Annotated in this window: 17 protein-coding genes; 11 read left to right on the top strand and 6 right to left on the bottom strand. The window is 39.8% G+C overall.

Going from position 1 to position 18,411, the window contains the following annotated elements; translation table 11 throughout:
• Positions 1 to 59: 59 nt before the first annotated feature.
• From Q4574_RS16835 to Q4574_RS16825, 3 genes are all read left to right on the top strand, one after another.
• On the top strand, positions 60 to 1,010 hold the full coding sequence (locus tag Q4574_RS16835) for an SDR family oxidoreductase (RefSeq protein ID WP_303475612.1): 951 nt from the start codon (positions 60 to 62) through the stop codon (positions 1,008 to 1,010).
• Positions 1,011 to 1,071: 61 nt separating this feature from the next.
• Positions 1,072 to 1,791, top strand: coding sequence for a fibrobacter succinogenes major paralogous domain-containing protein (locus Q4574_RS16830; RefSeq protein WP_303475609.1), 720 nt, complete (start codon positions 1,072 to 1,074; stop codon positions 1,789 to 1,791).
• A complete protein-coding gene (locus Q4574_RS16825; RefSeq protein ID WP_303475606.1) occupies positions 1,788 to 2,540 on the top strand; it encodes an alpha/beta fold hydrolase in 753 nt (250 codons plus the stop codon). Before Q4574_RS16830 ends, Q4574_RS16825 begins: the two co-directional genes overlap by 4 nt.
• A gap of 320 nt (positions 2,541 to 2,860) precedes the next feature.
• On the opposite strand, the gene Q4574_RS16820 is transcribed toward Q4574_RS16825, so the two are convergent.
• Together Q4574_RS16820 and Q4574_RS16815 are read right to left on the bottom strand one after the other, a co-directional pair.
• On the bottom strand, positions 2,861 to 3,544 hold the full coding sequence (locus Q4574_RS16820; RefSeq protein ID WP_368411649.1) for a phosphoglycolate phosphatase: 684 nt from the start codon (positions 3,542 to 3,544) through the stop codon (positions 2,861 to 2,863).
• Between the two features lie 385 nt (positions 3,545 to 3,929).
• On the bottom strand, positions 3,930 to 4,913 hold the full coding sequence (locus tag Q4574_RS16815; protein WP_303475604.1) for a DNA topoisomerase IB: 984 nt from the start codon (positions 4,911 to 4,913) through the stop codon (positions 3,930 to 3,932).
• Between the two features lie 402 nt (positions 4,914 to 5,315).
• Here Q4574_RS16815 and Q4574_RS16810 point away from each other — a divergent pair, with 402 nt between their 5' ends.
• From Q4574_RS16810 to Q4574_RS16800, 3 genes are read left to right on the top strand one after another with little or no spacing between them, the layout of a single operon-like run.
• Positions 5,316 to 6,890 (top strand): serine/threonine-protein kinase, encoded by a 1,575-nt coding sequence (locus Q4574_RS16810; protein WP_303475602.1) that lies wholly within the window; start codon positions 5,316 to 5,318, stop codon positions 6,888 to 6,890.
• A gap of 13 nt (positions 6,891 to 6,903) precedes the next feature.
• Positions 6,904 to 7,713: a hypothetical protein gene (locus Q4574_RS16805; protein WP_303475600.1), complete on the top strand. Its 810-nt coding sequence runs from the start codon at positions 6,904 to 6,906 to the stop codon at positions 7,711 to 7,713.
• A gap of 11 nt (positions 7,714 to 7,724) precedes the next feature.
• A complete protein-coding gene (locus tag Q4574_RS16800) occupies positions 7,725 to 8,252 on the top strand; it encodes a hypothetical protein (protein WP_303475599.1) in 528 nt (175 codons plus the stop codon).
• Between the two features lie 424 nt (positions 8,253 to 8,676).
• Here the strand turns inward: Q4574_RS16800 and Q4574_RS16795 are convergent, their stop codons facing one another.
• Both Q4574_RS16795 and Q4574_RS16790 read right to left on the bottom strand, forming a co-directional pair.
• A complete protein-coding gene (locus Q4574_RS16795) occupies positions 8,677 to 9,168 on the bottom strand; it encodes a hypothetical protein (protein WP_303475596.1) in 492 nt (163 codons plus the stop codon).
• An 11-nt stretch (positions 9,169 to 9,179) separates the two neighbouring features.
• On the bottom strand, positions 9,180 to 10,883 hold the full coding sequence (locus Q4574_RS16790) for a DUF6152 family protein (protein WP_303475593.1): 1,704 nt from the start codon (positions 10,881 to 10,883) through the stop codon (positions 9,180 to 9,182).
• Between the two features lie 566 nt (positions 10,884 to 11,449).
• On the opposite strand from Q4574_RS16790, the gene Q4574_RS16785 reads away from it, so the two are divergent.
• Entirely contained in the window at positions 11,450 to 12,211 is a 762-nt protein-coding gene (locus tag Q4574_RS16785; RefSeq protein ID WP_303475590.1) for a hypothetical protein, read from the top strand.
• A gap of 384 nt (positions 12,212 to 12,595) precedes the next feature.
• Here Q4574_RS16785 and Q4574_RS16780 read toward each other — a convergent pair whose 3' ends face one another.
• On the bottom strand, positions 12,596 to 13,861 hold the full coding sequence (locus tag Q4574_RS16780; RefSeq protein ID WP_303475587.1) for a GGDEF domain-containing protein: 1,266 nt from the start codon (positions 13,859 to 13,861) through the stop codon (positions 12,596 to 12,598).
• A 426-nt stretch (positions 13,862 to 14,287) separates the two neighbouring features.
• Between Q4574_RS16780 and Q4574_RS16775 the strand changes: the two genes are divergently transcribed.
• From Q4574_RS16775 to Q4574_RS16760, 4 genes are all read left to right on the top strand, one after another.
• Positions 14,288 to 14,902 (top strand): hypothetical protein, encoded by a 615-nt coding sequence (locus Q4574_RS16775; protein ID WP_303475585.1) that lies wholly within the window; start codon positions 14,288 to 14,290, stop codon positions 14,900 to 14,902.
• Between the two features lie 26 nt (positions 14,903 to 14,928).
• Entirely contained in the window at positions 14,929 to 16,056 is a 1,128-nt protein-coding gene (locus Q4574_RS16770; RefSeq protein ID WP_303475582.1) for a sensor histidine kinase, read from the top strand.
• Positions 16,057 to 16,098: 42 nt separating this feature from the next.
• Positions 16,099 to 16,710 (top strand): DNA-binding response regulator, encoded by a 612-nt coding sequence (locus Q4574_RS16765; RefSeq protein WP_303475580.1) that lies wholly within the window; start codon positions 16,099 to 16,101, stop codon positions 16,708 to 16,710.
• Between the two features lie 463 nt (positions 16,711 to 17,173).
• Positions 17,174 to 17,674, top strand: coding sequence for an RT0821/Lpp0805 family surface protein (locus tag Q4574_RS16760; RefSeq protein ID WP_303475577.1), 501 nt, complete (start codon positions 17,174 to 17,176; stop codon positions 17,672 to 17,674).
• 26 nt (positions 17,675 to 17,700) lie between these two features.
• Here Q4574_RS16760 and Q4574_RS16755 read toward each other — a convergent pair whose 3' ends face one another.
• Positions 17,701 to 18,369, bottom strand: coding sequence for a glutathione S-transferase (locus Q4574_RS16755; protein ID WP_303475575.1), 669 nt, complete (start codon positions 18,367 to 18,369; stop codon positions 17,701 to 17,703).
• Positions 18,370 to 18,411: the final 42 nt, after the last annotated feature.

Below are 18,411 nucleotides of genomic sequence, written 5' to 3'. Positions count from 1 at the left end.
ACACACTTATCTATGGCGATGATCTCGCTACCAATGAAACGAATATTGAAGGGTAATTTATGACAACTGATAATCAATTTGGACCGAATGGCTGGAGCCCAGAGCGCCTTGGTTCACTTATCGACAAGACCTTTGTTATTACTGGTGCTAATGCTGGGACCGGATTCCAGGCTACGCGAATATTATTGTCGAAGGGCGCAAGAGTTGTGATGTTAAATCGCAATCCAAGTAAATCAGAAACAGCCATTACCGAGCTTAAAAAAGAATTTGGTATTGCTGCCAAGGTTAGTTTCATAGCCTTAGATTTAGCGGATCTTGCCTCAATACGTCAAGGGGCGAATAAAGTGTTAGAAAAAGTGCCGAAAATCGACGCTCTTATCTGTAATGGCGCGATCGCTCAGGTGGCTACCCAGCAATTCACTGTTGATGGCTTTGAAAGCCAGCTTGGTGTGAATCACTACGGCCACTTTTTGCTCTGCGGGTTGTTGTTTGAGCGCATCGAGGCATCTCAAGGGAGGATTGTGGTGGTGTCCAGTGAAGGCCACAAAATGGGATTAAGAACAATTCAGTTTGATGATATGAATTGGGATAAAAACTATCATCCCAACAAAGTGTATAGCCAAAGCAAACTGGCGCAAATGATGTTTGCATATGAACTTCAAGACAAAATCAAAAAAGCGGGTAAGCAGGTGAAGGTTTATGTCTGTCATCCAGGGGCTTCAAACACCTCACTTATTAGAGAAAGTGCAAGTCTGGTGACCAGAATTTCGTGGTGGATCATGGTAAAGATTGGGCTTGCCCAAACCGCTGAAAAAGGCGCTTATCCAGAAGTGATGTGTGCTACAGAAGATAACTTAAAAGAGCGAGCCTATTACGGCCCAACTGGGTTGATGAATTTTGGTGGTCCAGTAGGAGAAGGTAAGCTTGAGGCATTTGTGTTGGAAAAAGACGTTTTAACCCAGTTGTGGGCGCTTTCTGAAAAACAAACATCACTTAACTGGCCGATTTAAACTAACGAGCGATTCTCGTTCTATTAAGGGACGATTAAACATAGTGAAAATGAAAGCAAAAATGAAAATAGGCCTTTTTATAACAGGGAGCTTTATGTTAAATCCAATCATTTCAACCGCTAAAGCGGACAGCGATGTGCTAAATGTTGCTAACGAGACTGTTCAACAGACGGTTCACGATCATGAGGGCAACATTTATCCAACAGTAAAAATTGGTGAGCAAATTTGGTTGGCAGAAAATTTAAGGACAACTAGGTTTCAAGACGGAAGTAGTGTTAATACTGGTTTTATTCCAGATGATGATGAATCCAGTCTGTTAACTTACGGTAGGCTTTATGATTGGCATGATGTCACCGATGTTAGAAACCTTTGTCCTGAGGGATGGCGTGTAGCATCAGATGCGGATTGGCAAGCCCTTGAAAAAACCATCGGGATTTCTGAATCTGAGCTAAATAAAGAAGGCTGGCGAGGTGAAAATGATATAGCGATCACCCTTAAAGCCCAGCAACCCGACACGCTGTTCAAAGCTTTCAAACAGTCACTGGTAAATAAATATAACTTCTCTGCTACACCTGCCGGTGTGAAAATTGGTAAGTGGTATATTACCCAGGGCGCGTATACTGAATTTTGGACCAGTAGCAGTGTAACCCAAAAAGATGCTTACGCTAGGACACTTGCCTATTCTTGGTGGAATTCCCACAAAGGGGAAATTCGGCGCGCTCGGTTAAACAAGGGGGATATGCTTTCTGTTAGGTGCGTAAAGAACGAGGAAAGCCGTTGATCAAGTCAGTGACCAAGAAATTTGTTACCGCAATCATTTTGGTACTGCTTTTCCACATTACCGGTTGTGTTCATTCTCAAGTTCTCTCTTCTACTTATGAAGCCGATGATGAACTTGTTGTGGTTGCTCATGGTTTAGGAAGGAGCGATTGGGCGATGTGGCGACTCGCTCAACGATTAGAGCTCGCCGATTATAAAGTGTGTCTTTTAAATTATTCTACTATTGGCGAAAGTGTGACTACTGTGTTGGCTGACACATCCAAACAAATAAACGCTTGCATAGTAAACGCACCTAAAGTGCATTTTGTAGGGCATTCCCTTGGTGGTTTAGTGATTAGAGCATACCTTCAAAAAAACAAACATGAGCTGGAAAATGCACGAATGGGAGAGGTGGTGTTAATAGGTACACCCAACAAAGGCAGTGAACTGGCAGATCACTTTAAGGATTCGTGGGTGATGAATGTGGCAGGAGGAGTCAGTCAAGCACTGGTAACCGGCGACAACGGTTTAGGTAACAACTTAGATGAGTTAGATTTAAACATTGGCGTAATTGCGGGCACAAAATCTTTAACTCTCACTAATGACCAATTTGATGGTCCCAACGATGGTTTGGTGTCGGTTGAATCAACAAAATTAACTAACATGAGTGATTTTATTACGATAGACGTTAGCCATTCTCAGATGAGGTATAACCTAGAGGTTGCCGAGCAAACAATTCACTTTTTGCAAAGCGGAAGCTTCAAACACTAAAATTTATCAAGACACCCATAACAAGAATTTATCAAAAATTTATCAAGACACCCATAACAAGAATTTATCAAGACATCCATGTTGAAATTTATCAGGACACCCATGTTTAATTCGTTGAACAATTTATAAGGACACCCATGTTTAATTCGTCGAACTCTCTATTTACGCTAAAAATTATTATGGGTGTCTTGTTAAATGTGGTTTGGTAAAAGTCAAAATAACTTGAGTCTTTAAAAGGTGGATTAGCTTCTATCGAAGGTGCAGTTGCAAACACAAAAGGGCGTTGTGGTATTAGGCTAATTTTCGGTAGTTTAGCTTAGTTACTTTGACGCTAATAAAGCGGAGGTTAATTCGTTAAAGGTGTCATAGCACCTGTCAGGTCTAGAATTGGCGATACTTTCGCCATAGTTATAACCATAAGTTACACCGATACTTGTTATTTTGGCGGCCTTCGCGGCTAAAATATCGTTCTTAGAGTCCCCAATCATTATGCACTGCTCAGCGCTCACGTTCAGTTTTTCAATGGCATGCAGCAAAGGAGCTGGATGTGGTTTCTTTTGAGGTAAAGTATCGCCACCAATTAGTATCTCAAATATATTGTTAAGTTCTAAACCTTTTAGAATGGGTTCGATGAAAACTGCTGGCTTGTTGGTGATTATGGCTAGACGAAAGCCAGCACTTTTTAAACTATTTAAACCTTGCTTTACGCCTTCATACAAAACCGACTCAACACATAGGTATTGTTCGTAATGTTTCATGAAAATGGCTAATGCATCCTCAATAACCGTATCATCTAATTTTTCGTTGATTGTTGATGTACCGGACAACGCACGAGCTACCAACACTCTTGCGCCATTGCCGACCCAATGATAAATCGTCTTTTTATCGAAGGGCGAACGGTTTAGTTCTAGCAAGGTTTTATTAACGGCTAAGGCTAGGTCTGGCGCACTGTGAACCAGAGTGCCATCAAGATCAAAGAGTAATACATTTTTGGATCGTATCATTATAAAACTTCTTAGTGGGAGGGCCTTTATTTGTTACATATTATAAGGGGCTAAATCTTCAAAACCACGATAAATAGCCTATTATTATTAATATTTTTTATCTAGACACCCATGTTAAAGTATTTTTTATCAAGACACCCATGTTAAAGAATCGTTAGATCGGTGGGAAATATATTTATGGATGTCTAGATAAATATAAACAATAACTATGGGTGTCAAGTTAAAGCACTTGGGTGAAAAACCAATTTACACTACAAGGACTTATCATGGGTGTCTTGATAAGGGCTTTTGTAAAAAAGCGATATAAAAAATTCATAGTTAGTGATTTAGGGCGATTAGATTTAGACATTGATCGCGGCTGAAACCACAATATGCAACTTGGATTTTAATTCGATACTAAGTATTCGAGTAATTTCAATGTGGCTTTTTCGTCAGGACTGAAGTATTTGGCTCGAGAGCGCTTCAGTTGTTTTCGGAAATACGCAAGAGTGCGGCCGCTTTCGTAATGTAATATAACATTGGGGGGGATGTAATTTGAACGGCATACGGCAGGTGTATTGCCTAATTCGCTGGCGACCTTTTTTATCGCTTTCAGTACATTACTTTTATTTAGCTTCAGATCTGTTGCGGGGCCAAGTTCATCAAGCGCAACCGCCATAAGTACGGTACCAGCCCATGTTCTAAAGTCTTTAGCACTGAAGTCTTCACCCATAACCTCGGATATGTATTGATTTAAATCTTGCGCGTTTATTTTTTTGCGTTCGCCATCAGGTAGTGTGATGTCAAACAATTCATAGCCAGTCATTTTTTCAAGTTGGATTAATACTTTTTTAACGTATTTATCATCGACCTCTCTATGCTGGGGTTGCTGACTTTTGCCAATGTAATCAAATTGTACCTGACCATCTTCAATACTCATGTGTTTAACACGTAACGTGGTCAATCCAAATGTTTGATTATTTCGGGTATAAGTGTGGTTGCCAGGTCTAAAAAAGGCTTCATCGAGCATTCGTGTCATACAGGCTAAAACCGTTTTTTCATCGATAGGACGTTGCGTTATATGTTGGCCCGTGACTCTTCGCATAGTCGATAATTCTTTGGCAAAGCGTAAAATACGCTCAAACTTTTGTTCGCTAGCTTGCTCTGCCCATTTGGGATTATAAATATATTGTTTACGGTTTTGTGCGTCGCGCCCAAACGCTAAAACCTTGGCGCTGCGGTCTAGTTCAATATGCACTTCTTGCCACGCAGGAGGTATAGCTAAGCTTTTCACCCAACGTTTAATACCTTTGTTCTTTACTGTTTTGCCAGAAGGATATTGATAAGTAAATGTATCACCAAAAGGCTTTCGAACAATAAAATGCTCCATTTAAGTCTCCTAAGCCCAAGCTATACTGTGCCAATTATGTAAAATGACTACGGTTTTGCACAGTAAGTCGATCATCTAATGAATGACCAATTCGGTTTTACATGAACGCCCTTAAGCCAAATTAGGCCAACTGAGTTTGACAATTTATCAGACAAAACAACCATGAATTTGTTTCTAAACACTAATTTATCGCAAATTTGTCATTGTAGACTCTGAAGTACGAAAAACATTCTAACAAAGTTTGATTTTTGAACGATTGTAAGCGTTTAGCTTTTGATGTATAAAATAAAGGTCTACTAAGTTAATGCTATATTTTTCGTAACAGCGTTGCCGAGTGTTTAGTCATTACCGCATTTGCTAAAAGCTGTTTTTCAAGGGACTATGAAAGGAAAGTGACGGAGTATGAGCAGTCAAACAGAAAGTTTAGCATTACCTCCAGGTACTATCCTTCAGCAGTATCAAATTGAGTCAGTTCTCGGAATGGGGGGCTTTGGTATTGTATACAAAGCCAAGCACTTACGTCTGGACTCAGATGTTGCCATTAAAGAATATCTCCCACAACATTGTGCATCTCGTCAAGGTAGCACTGTACAACCCGTATCACAGCAAAGCGCCGAAGAATTTAACTCTGGTATTGAATCTTTTTTAAACGAAGCAAAACAGCTCGTTGTATTTGAAGACCACCCCAATATTATTCGCTGTAAAGACTTCTTTGATTTAAACGGTACCGCTTATCTGGTTATGAACCTAGAGCATGGATTAGAGTTAGCTGAAATACTCCATAATTATGCCGATGCAGGTCACTCTCTAACACAAGAGCAGATTATTAGTCTTATTGTGCCCATATTGGATGGCTTAAGTTTTATTCATTCAGAAGGTGTATTACACAGAGATATTAAGCCAACCAATATTTTTGTTCGTAAGGCAGATAGTCGGCCATTATTGATTGACTTTGGCGCAGCGAAGCAAAATTTTCAACAAACGCAAAAGACCAAACATCAAATGCACACGCCTGGTTATGCGCCTTTAGAACAACTCGGTTCTGAGGGCGACTTAGGAGCATGGACCGACATTTATGCAGTAGGAGTAATGATTTGGAGAATCGTTACAAGTAACCCGCAGCCTCCTGAGGCACAGTTTAGAACCGTTCGAGTTATGCAGGGAAAAGTAGATCCTGCTGTGGAAGAGTTAGATAAATTTAAAGGTGCGTTCACACAAGACTTTATTGATACTACCTTAAAAGCAATGGCGATTAACATCAGTGACCGCTTTCAAACCGCTGAAGAATTTAAAACTGCATTACTGCAAAGTAATCCTATTTCGGATAAAGATTTAGGAGACGAAATTAAAACTATTGCACCAGATGGCTCACCTGGTGGTATTGTTGCTCCGACTCCGACTCCGACTCCGACTCCGACTCATGTAGAAAAGAGCAAGCTGAAACCTATCTTACTTTGGTGTGGCGCAGTGATCATTTGTTTGTTGGTTGTTATAGGGCTGCGTTATAGCAATGTATCAGCACTTTTTGATGAGCAGTCTATTTCAGAAACGGCCAAAATTAACATAGATGAAGAAATTGAGATTATTTACACATTGATGTCAAAAGCGGAAATGTATCGCAACGAAATAATAAGTAATGAAAGTGTAATAGATACACTCAGGTCACTGGGGGAATTAGATGCCAAAACCCAGAAAAATTTACGAATACTTGTTGCCAGCAACGACAAAAACAGAGTGTCTATTCAAGATAATTTACAACGTGCTAGCGCACGAACCCTCGCATTATCTGAACAAAGAGCTATCGCAGAGAGTGATGTCGATCTCACTATCGAAAATAAAATAGCTTCTACAAAAGTGCGGGGAAACTACGAAAAGTCTGAATTTTTTAAAGACTTACATAACTTAATTGTCGACGTCTCGTCGTTAACAACAAAAACCGAAAAACAATCTTTGATACTGAAAAAACTAACAATCTGAAAAGGATTAAACGATGAATACGTACAAACTACTTTTGTTACTGACGCTTTCGTCCTCTCTAGTGTCATTACCTAGTCAAGCTGAATGGACAATTCCAGGTTTTCCGAGTAAAGATAAATCAGACAGCGGTCAGGCAGAAGATTTAAGTGATTTTGATGTTAGTTCTCCAATTGAGCAGTTAGGCAAAGAAGATATCGCAACTTCAAAAACAATTGGTCAAGTGGTTGGGGGCATCGCGCTTGGTTATGGTTGCCATAAAAAGGTAGGAAATATGCCATTTCGCTCTAAAGCTATAGCAGCCTGTGTTGCTATAGGTATGAAAGCTGGCATTGTCTTTGGTGAATATGTTGGGGAAGCGATTAGGGTTAGACGTCTAGCTTATGCTAGTGAATATGAATATTTAGATTCTGAGATAACAGCTTCAGAATCCGCCATTGAAACCCGTCAAAGTGCACTTGAGAAAACGCAAACAGAAATTGAAGAAGCGCGTGCGCGAATGGAAGCTTTGAAAGCTAAGGCTTCATTGACGGCGGCAGAAATTGAAGAAGCGAAAAAACTCAAAGCTGACACCAAAGCGCGCCTTGATGAAAGCTTGTTGCTAAAAAATCGTTATGACGACACTTTGGTTTATTTAGACAATGCGTTAGAAGAGTCAAAGTCGAAAATTTCTAATTTAGAAACAGACAAAGAAAAAACACAACAAGCTTATGATGAGCTCGTGAAGAAAAGGCAAAATCTTGCATCTATGTTAGCGAATTTGCAAATTACGATTAATGAATTAAAGTCAGATGAAGCAGTTATGGCTAACTTAATTGCTAGTTAAGGAGAAAAGCCATGTCATATTTGAAGACGATTTTTTTGATAGTTTTTTATTTTAGTTTAACCAGTTGTGCTGTTTCTGAAAAACCCGAAGAGCAAAGTTCAATAGACGTGATAGTGGGTTCGACAACTGGACAATTTGATAAGTTCTTACAGGCAATGCGCGATCGTTTAGATAATTTAAACGAACGTGCGGAGGGAATTAGCCAAGCCCTCGATGATTATAATGCTCAGTTATTTCATGCTAAACGCGAATTAGCGAAATATCAGATTTCTGAACAAGAGCGCGATGAACTAAGAGCGGATATTGCGACTATCCAGCAACAAACAACGGCTATTGAGAACATGAATAAACACAGTATTTCGTTAATTGCGGCTCGCGAAAACGAAATAGAACAGAAAAATATTGCAAAAGAGCAGTTAAAGTCCAGCATTGAAGAAACTGAAGAACAAGTTTTAATTGTAGAAAAGCAAGCCACTGTTATTGAAGATGGCATAAAGCGTATTGCCGCAATACGTGCAAAAAATGCATTACAAAACTAAGTTAAGAACAAAAAAGGGGATTCTAGCGGCTTGGTAAAATAACTCATTTTCGAATATTAACTACTAATGTGGAAGTCACTAAATATAGACTCCTTTCTCAAGTGGTAATATTACCTTCACGACGCGTTTTAATTACGGGTTAGTACAAAACCATAACCTACACTCAGATTCTCTTTTTATCCAATAGCTTCAATTAATAATTAAAAATAATTGAGACACCCATGTTATGAGTTATCAAGACACCCATGTTAGGAGTTTCTTTGGCAACTATCTCTATTTTGAGTTTACGAGGACACCCACGTTAAAGAATACTAAGTTGGGAAAAACTATAAACATGGGTGTCTCGTTAAATATCTCGTTAAATATCGTCAAATACGGCAATATATCATCATGGGTGTCTAGATAAATAAACCGTTAAATATGGTTATTCTACATAGGGAATAAAGCGCCCAAGAATAATGACACAGGTCCAAGAAATCAAAGATAGCCAAGCCACTGTGTAAGCTCCTTTGCTTAAGTCTTTTGATTGCTTTCCAGCCTGCAGTTGTGGTTTTATGTATCGAATAAAGTAAATTGTATTGATGCCGGCGAGTGCAATCATCCCCATTTTTGTCCCGAAAGCGATATTCACTAAATATCGATCTGAATCTCCAACCACAAATAGCAATCCAGATATGAGGTTGATACTAAATCCAATAATCGCGAAATGAATGAATTTTTCGACGTGAATAATCGGCACCGCTTTGGCAAAACCGAGGATCCTTAAGTCGACAATTAGTAACGAGCCAAATAGCAGGCATAAACCTGAAAAGTGAGCCATTTCCAATGCAGGAAACACATAGGCATTGTTCATTACAAGACCGCTTAAGGAAGTTGAGTTGAGTGTATCGATGACCCAAGATAGTAAATTATTCATTAATTTTTTCCTTAGGACATATAACCGATTAGGCGACCAGCAATAATCGCTGCTACCCATACAGCCAAAACAAAAGTAGCAAGTTTAATCTGGGGTTTAATGATTGTATTTGAGCGCTTAATGGATGTGTTGTACATCCACCAAGTAATAAATAACCCCAGAAATACTAAGCCTAGTTTGATCCGAAAAGCCCAATTAAAATAAAGCTCTGAAGCATTCCCACAAAACAAAGCTGCACCTGAAAGCAAATTTATAACAAATCCAGCTTGGGCAACTCGCCAATAAGCAGTCATAGCGGTTACTGGTATTGCTGATGCAAAACCTAGTACTTTGACGCTGAGCATTAAAGCAATACCTACCAAAGTAGCCATGCCTATTGCATGTAACGAGAGGGCGATGGGGTATCCCCACTGTGTGCTTGAAATGGTCAAACCAAGGGGAGAGTCTTCAAGCCAATGCAGAGGCTGCATGATGGCATTATCCAAAGGAGAAGGTTTCTTCAATGAAATGCTTGCATTGAGATTCTGAGTATTTGATACATTTTTTCGTTCTGTAGTTAAGTCATCACAATCATAGGGCTCATAGGCATCATCGGTGAGCATAACTTTATCTGAGCCCGTCATTGGTTTCTCAAGATTAACAGGATCCGTCAATGTGTATTCTCGAGTAAGCTGCGTACCGTCTTCGCTCAATGAAAAGTATTCTATGATGGTTAATTCTGGGCTGTTCTTAGCGGGTGAAGGAGGACCACCCCCGCCAGGTGGCTTAGGTGGACGTTTGCCAACTTCTTTAGTTGCATCTCCTCTTGAAGGGAAGTCTGGTCTGCCTCTTGGCATTCCTCCACGTTCGCCCCCTAAGGGCGCCATTATCCAGCCTTCATCAAACCCTGTCGTTGTTACTACTAGCGTTTCACCTTGCCATTGACCCGTTGAGAATCCGGCGCGATTTGGCACGAAATCCTTAGGCATCTGAGTGTCATCTAGATATATTGTCCGTTTGAGGTTCATGAAACCATAAGTTAATTCGATACTTGAATCTGTTTGGTGAATGGTGTTGACCATTTGATCGAACCACCAGTCCATTATGATATTGGTAGCTTTGCATTGAAATCTCGGGTTTTGCTCTGAATTTGCTCCTTCTACCGCTGCTTTACCTGCCGCAGTTAGCACTATTGGAGAGCCTCCGCCAGCTCCCGGAGGAGCACCTTTTTCACGCACCATTGCCCAATTTCCATCAAGGTTAGGGGTACCATCGGCACGTTTAATTGGGCGATGCGCTAACGCTGACTCCTGTGCTAAGTTTGTACTGCTTGATGCAAGTGTACCATCGTCATTAAAAATACTGTTACGCGAGGCAGTAATACCATTTTCAAAAGTAATCTGATTCATGTAACAGGTAGTGGGATCTGTACGGTCGGGTGAACCTAGAATTTTAATTTTAGTGCCCTCCTTAAACATATCCGTTGTCCACCCTCGACGTTTGAGTAAAGAGCCAGACTGCAATTCACAACGCATATTCGTCAATTCTCCAGCACTGTTAGTGACATCAAAATAAACATAGGCATGGGGGTTAACCAGTCTTACATCAGTGACCTGACCACTAACCTCAAACGTTGTACTGGTATCAAATTGCCCACTACTACCATGGTGGGCGAATGCAAAAAAAGGCAAAGCGATGAGTAGGGTAACAACGATCAATAATCGCAAATTCCACATGTTTTTTATCCTTGACTCGATTGGGAAGTTACTTAGGTGTTTGAGCTGCTGTTTTTAAAGGATTCATCGTGACCAACGGTAAATATTGCTGCCATAAACAATTTACTGCTCAAACTTTATGGTCTTTTTATTTGACCTTAAGCATGCCTCAGCGAGCGCCAATCATGCAATATCGTTTACGAATACTTTACCCAAGTAGCGTAGGAAGCTTATCAAAGACTAATTTTGGAATTTAAGTTACTCGGGAGTTAACTCATGCAAATTCAAGGGACGTCATGACAAATGCAAATTCTATTTTGAGGTTTTCAACGCGAATACATATCTTCAGATTGTTTTTAGCCGTGCCTCATTAAAAAGGGGTTAGTTGAACGCATTTATTGAGATGGTGCTACTTGCATTGGAGAACCAAACGTTAGCATTCATAGAAGACTTGGTGCGATCAAACTAGTCTGTAATATCTACTACAAAATGCATTTACCAACGTGGCGAAGTTGGCACAGCAACAAACTTGCTTAAGATTCATTAACTCTTCACACTAAAGGTCCTTTATTAAAATTTGAGTAGTCGTGTTCAAAATCAGTAAAAAAACATTGATCCGCTTCATTTGGTGGTGGTTGGTAATTATCCCTGGTATTCCATTCATACTGGGCACCTTAGGATTTGCAATTTACGTATATTGGCCAAGAGACTTTTCATCGGTCACTCAGTTTCCTATCAAAAAAGGACTGGAGTACATCACTCTTTCGGCTCATGGGGTGAAAGGGTCACCCGCGGATTGGAGTGATGAATTGCAAAATTTGATGGCAGAAGATACTTACCCCCAACTAGCTGGCACAAAACAACAGAACCACAGCATTGATTGGCGCGACTTTTCTGGCAATGTGTTTTTATGTTCAGTTGCCGGTAAAAAAATTGGCATTGAGATTGGGGAGCGGATTGCGAAGCAATCATCCGTAAAGGCAATTCATGCTATTGGTCATAGTTGCGGCGCATTTGTTGTCCTTGGTATATGTGAAGGCGCGAAATCAACGAATCCACAGTTAATTGTTCAAACAACTTATCTGGATCCTGTTAGCGTGTATTCGGGTATATTTTGGGATTATGGTATTGAGCACTTTGGTACATGTGGAGACTTTAGTGACTCTTATATTGATACCAGAGATACAGTGCCTGGCAGTAATCAACTTCTTCCACATTCCCAAACTAAAGATGTTACACCGAAGCGCCCAGAAATGGATGCGCACTATCCACCCCATGATTGGCCTACTCGATTTTATATTAACGGATATAAACAAAAAGAAGTGCCGGTGTATTATCAACCACAATGACAAATTTCATTATCATTATTTTAACTGCCTTACCCGTTATCTAGACACCCATGTTGAGGCATGAGGCCAAAATCTACCAATGTGACACTCTCTGGCAAAATTAACTAGACACCCATTCAAATGAATAAATTAACGAGACACCCATGCTATTAATTGAATAACTCAGTTAAGTTAAAGTGAATTATGGGTGTCTAGTTAATGACATATGGTGAATATGGGTGTCTCGATAATGCTATGGGTGTCTCGTTAGTTCTTGCAGAGGCTTTTTGGTTGCGCATCGTTTGCTTTTTGAAGTTGTTGCTTTTGACTCAACTATGTTGGATGTCAAATAAAGTTACTCTGATGAGGGAGGTTTGTTACCTTGACGATAGCTAAACAGATTAGTTAAGCCAAATCGTACAGACTTGCAATACCAATTGCATTTTTGCCTTTGTGTTTGGCACTGTATAAAGCCTTATCGGCAGACGTCAACATCAGGTTGGATAAGTCATCCATGGGTAATTGGTCTGACGTTACGCTAACTATGCCGAAAGAACATGATGCATTAAATTTGATATTTCCTATGCCAAATCGCATTTCAGATATGTTCTTTCGAATACGTTCGACAATCATAAGAGCATGATTGTCAGGCTGTTTATCAGAGAATAATATTACAAACTCATCTCCTCCTAATCGCGCAATACAGTCAGTGCTCCGAATGTTCTCCTTTATAATTGTGGTGATATTTTTTAGTAATTCATCACCATTCCCATGGCCATATTGGTCGTTGATGGTTTTAAAGTTGTCCACGTCAAATATACAAACAGATAACGAAGTCAGTTCATTGCGTGACATTAACTTTATCGATTCGCTTAAGCGGATATCTAAATAACTGCGAGAATAGGCTTGGGTTAAATGGTCATATAAAAGGCGATCACTTAGCAGTTGCCGTTCTTCATACAGATTATCGATATGCAGAACAAGTACCCAAGCAATGGTAGAAATCACTAAAAATGAACCTATCCATGTAAGTGGTGGTAAATCAACTATTTGTATTCCAGTTAGAGTATCGGAAACCCCTGTTATCATCCAGACAGTATTTGCTAATAACAGCAGTAATACTGCGTTAGTTTTGTTGTTTTCTTGTCGTCTACGTTGACGTAAGTAGACTTTCACTAAAATCAATATGCAGTAAACGGCTAATACTAATATCCATACCCCCCATAGTTGAAATAAAGAACCATATTTTAAACCGGTATAGTACGCAGATGTTGAGTGAAACTCTTTACTAAGAAAGTATTGATTTGGCACCACTGCCAGTAATGAAAAAACACTACTGATAACGTAGCACCACTTAAGAAATATCGGTGCTTTGTATTGAAAAAACGCAACATAGAAATGCAAGCTCAATAGGGTGGTATACATTGCGCAAATAACTGTTACACGGTTAGCAATGTTTAAATAATTCAGGTTCTGACCTGAATTTAATAACACCGCAAAGCCGCCAAGAAAAATACTACTGACTAAAGCGGAAAGGGAAAATAGCAAATAATACTTAACTGATTCTTCGTGTCGGGAGGTTAGACGATAATATAAAAGCAAAAAGAAAAAGCTTAAAAGTATGCTGATACTAGAAGTGATAAATAAAGGTAAGGATAAGACCTGAACCATTTTATTTCCCTTACGACTTAAATGATACGGAACATTCTCACAAAAAGTGTAGCTTAAGCTTCTAATTATCATCTAATAATTTGGATCTCAAATTAATAGATTAAGAGCACTTATACAATCATTTTTCATTGTAACTATTGGATGAAAATACATAAAAGTTAATTTTTTCTCCCTGTTTGTCCATCAACAGGGTTTTCCAACTTAAGGTAAAAAATGAAATGACTGATAAGTTGGGGAAAGCAACTTATCCAACAGCCCTATAACTTCTTAGTATGGCCGACGTTGTGTGCAATATTGCACTTTTACCTTAGATCCCACCAACCTATTATGACAAATGTCACATCTTATTGGTGACATTTGTGCCTTATTGTTTGTATCCCCATCCGTAATAATAATCTCGTCCTTTACATAACTTACGAGATTACAATGAATACATTTACTTTAGATCAACAACGCGAGCAGTTTCGTCAACGTCGTTTTTTAGCTATGCCTTTAGCCGGTATGTTAGTTTGGACTGTAATTGGTCTTATTGGCTTTTTTGCACAGTCAGTTGAAACGAAGGTCTGGTCGGTTTGGTTGGGTTGTGGTGCTATTTTCTATTTAGGCATTTTTTTCGCGAAACTTACAGGGGAAGACTTTTTTAATCGCAAAGGCCCTAAAAATGAATTTGATAATTTGTTTATGGCTGGTGTCGTAATGGCATTGTTAGTGTTTGCCATCGTCATGCCGTTCGCAACAAAAGAAAATGAATCGATTCCTATGTCGGTAGGGATTCTTGCCGGATTAATGTGGATGCCGTTATCATGGGCTATTCAGCATTGGGTTGGATACTTTCATGCCATTACCCGAACCATCGGGATAGTAACCTGCTACTTTGTTGCTCCTGAGCATGTGTTTGTGACTGTACCGGCTGTCATTGTAGTGATATATATGATCAGTATTTACATACAAGAAAAACGTTATGCCAACATCAAGGTTTCAACTGATAGCAAAAATGATTTATTAACAGCTACATCGTTTAAAACAAGTCTCGCAAAGTGATGCAGTAACAATCACAAGGAAATAATATGACAGCCACGTCTTTAAACACCAATATAAGCTTGCCGGCCCTTGGGCGCGGAGAACGCAAGAAATGGTCTTTTATTTCGTTGGTGTTCTCATTCTTCTATTTTATCCCATTATTTATCAGTGAAGCTGCACCTAGCAGCTTCCATCTGTTTGCTTCCCTCGGTATTTATGCCATCTTTGTGGGATGTTACATATGGTCAGTATTGGCTAAGGGGAAAGCGGTAATATTACCAATAACCTGTCTTGTAATAGCATGTATCGGCGGCACTTTTTTGAACTTTGCTGGCGTATTTTTATTTGGTTTTGCCACCTTTATAATTGGTTATCATGGCGCTGGTTGGGCGCGTTTGGTCAGTTTTCTAACGGTTATAACCGCCATGGTAGTCTCGGTTATGCATTATGAAGCCGTTGACTTACGCTATCTGATTCCGTCGGTTTTTAGTTGCTTAGCATTATTCACCTTTGGCTTGCTAGAGCGAAAGGAAGCGTTCATCGAAATACACAAACAGCATGCTGCAAATGAGCTGGCGCAGGTTAGTGCCATTGCTGAGAGAGAACGCATCGGTCGAGATTTACATGATTTAGTTGGGCATACCCTGTCAACAATTGCATTAAAGGCCGAGCTTGCAGAAAAACTCCTTCAGCATGACCGTATAGATGAAGCAAAATCGCAACTTGCTGAGCTTAGTGCTGTTTCCCGCGAAGTCTTGTCTGATGTAAGGAAAGCCGTTTCAGGCATGAAAAAGCTTTCCTTGCAAAGCGAATTACAGACGCTGACTCAATTACTCGAAAATGCCAACATCGAAGTTGCATTGACAACAAATACGCTGAGTAAAGTGGACTTGCCGATAGATATTGAGCTGCAAATGTCATTTGTCGCCAAAGAAGCCGTTACCAATATTCTGCGACATAGCAACGCAACTAACGCTTACATTGACGCACGTATTGACGATAACACAATGCATTTGTGCATAGGTGATAACGGCAGTAAGCCTAATAAATCCTATAAAGCTGGAAATGGGTTAACCGGTATGCAAGAACGCATAGATATGATTAATGGCAGGTTACTTATCAAGCATGACAAGGGTATGCACCTTGAAATAAGTGTCCCATTGCCGCTAGGCTAAACGCCGATCTTGAGATATGAATTAAACTAAAAAGGAAATTTAATGAGTACAAAATTAGTTATTGCTGAAGATCAAACCTTAGTGCTCGATGCACTGACCGCATTAATTGGTTTTGAATCAGATATAAACGTAGTGGCTTCTTGTGGTGACGGTGCAAAAGCGCTTAGTTTTATTAATAGTTCAGATGTCATCCCCGATCTCGTATTAAGTGATATTGAAATGCCTAGTATGACCGGTATCGAACTTGCCGAAACTTTACAGAAGCAATATCCAAATATAAAAGTTGTGATAATGACAACCTTCGCTAAGGCCGGCTACATGCGTCGAGCTATTGAGGCGGGAGTGAGGGGGATTGTGCTAAAAGAAGCCCCAAGTGATTATTTGATTGCCAGTTTGCGGCGGATAATAAAAGGCGAACGAGTAATTGATACCGAGCTTGCCATGATGGCACTTGGGGACAAGGATCCACTTAATGATAAAGAACGTAAAGCGCTCAAACTTGCGGCTGAAGGTTTGTCTACGGCTGAAATCGCCGAAAAGTTATTTATAGCACCAGGTACATTACGAAACTATTTGTCGGAAGCCATCTCTAAAATGAATGCCACAAACCGAGTTGATGCAGCACGTATTGCCAATCAAAAGGGATGGCTGTAGGCCGCCTGTGACAACCTCAATAATAACTTCGTTTTCTGCTATCTAGACACCCATGTTGACTTATCTAGGAATGTTATCTAGACACCCATGTATAGAACGCTACCTAGACAACGCAACCTAGACACCCATGTTTACAAACCAGACTCGAAGTTAGTTGTGAAATGCTCAACACATTATTGGGGGGGATAATATTATGGGTGTCTCGATAATATCTCGATAATATTAATAAAAGACATCTAAGTTTATTGTATCTTTTCAAAATTAATCGATAGTAAAAAATCCGCACTTTCTCCACATTCTTTACACGTTTTTTGACTATTTGATTGTTAGCCTTAGTTTGTTCTTGATAGGAATATTTCGGTTTTAACGAGTTGCTAAGTAGAGCTTGGAGATCCCTTTGGGATGAACTGATACTTTGCGTTAAATACCGAGTTCTAATATTTAGACAATAAAGGTACGAATCATGTTTTCACACTCCCGAAAAGTAGTAATTATATTTTGTTGCATTAGTGTTTTATTCTTATCGTCTTGTGCCGGTCGTGGAGGTATTCATCATGGGCACGGCGGCGGAGGCGGAGCTAACCCCCTCACTGGTTTAGTCATCGGTGGTATTATCGGTGGTGTTATTGGTCATGAGATTGGCAAAGGTGAGGCTCAAGCTAAGGCTACTATTATTGGCCCTCCCGTTGAAATCTATATTGGGGGTAGAGTTGGTCGTCATATGAACCATACGGACAGAACTTATGTTACGCATTCTTTAGAAACAGTTCGCACCGGTGTAGCCACACAATGGTATAACCCAGATACGGGGTATGAATATCGAGTTGTGCCGACTAAAACTGACTTAATTGATGGAGATACCTGTCGTGAATATACCGTGCAAGCAACTATTGGAGGAATTTCTGAAGTAGTGCATGGCAATGCCTGTCGTCAGGCCGATGGAAGCTGGATCGTTAGAAAATAAGCTTACTCGAATTTAAACTGACGAGGTTAGTTGGTTGGACTCCATACTTCGAATTTTGTCATCACCTTGGTGAACATCACACTTTGTAAGTAATGATTAAGCCATTGTTTCACTTTGGGATAAGGAGATTGAAGGTACCATTGACGTTCTACTTTGGCAAACTGACGAATAAAGGGAAGTAGCGCTATATCAACTAAACTTTCTCGGGCGGAAAATATAAAAGGCTGCTCTACTGCGTTATATTTATCCTGCGTATAACTCAAACGTTCTTCTAGTTCTTGAATAAAGACTTCACATGCTTGTCTGCATTCAATTAGGTTGTCTTCTTTGTAGCGCTTTGCACATTTATAGGCGTTTAAGCAGGCTTTGAATTCATCATCAAAACGAGCGATCAATTTGAGCATATTCGGCAATACGTTTTGCTCATCTCTAAGAAGTAGATCATCGGGATCATTTTGTGTTAACGCCCATAGCATGACTTCTAAGCTTTCTTCAATTATCGATGATGGCGAAGCTGCGTCGCCTAAAACTAAAATTGGGACAGTACCTTTTGCGGAAGCTTGCAGCATTTCTGCTGGTTTATTATTTAATTTTACTTCACGCACTTCAACTGGTTGATTGGCTTTGAAAAGTGCAATTCTGGCACGCATTGCATAGGGACAGTTTCGTAATGAGTAAAGAATCGGCAGTGTCATAGTTTATATTTCTACTGTTTTTAATGGTTAGCGGTTATTTCA

The organism is Aliiglaciecola sp. 3_MG-2023 (assembly GCF_030548205.1).
Classification (GTDB): Bacteria; Pseudomonadota; Gammaproteobacteria; order Enterobacterales; family Alteromonadaceae; genus Aliiglaciecola.
The sequence above is the reverse complement of the archived record's forward strand: the minus strand, read 5'-3'. Positions and strand labels throughout refer to the sequence as shown.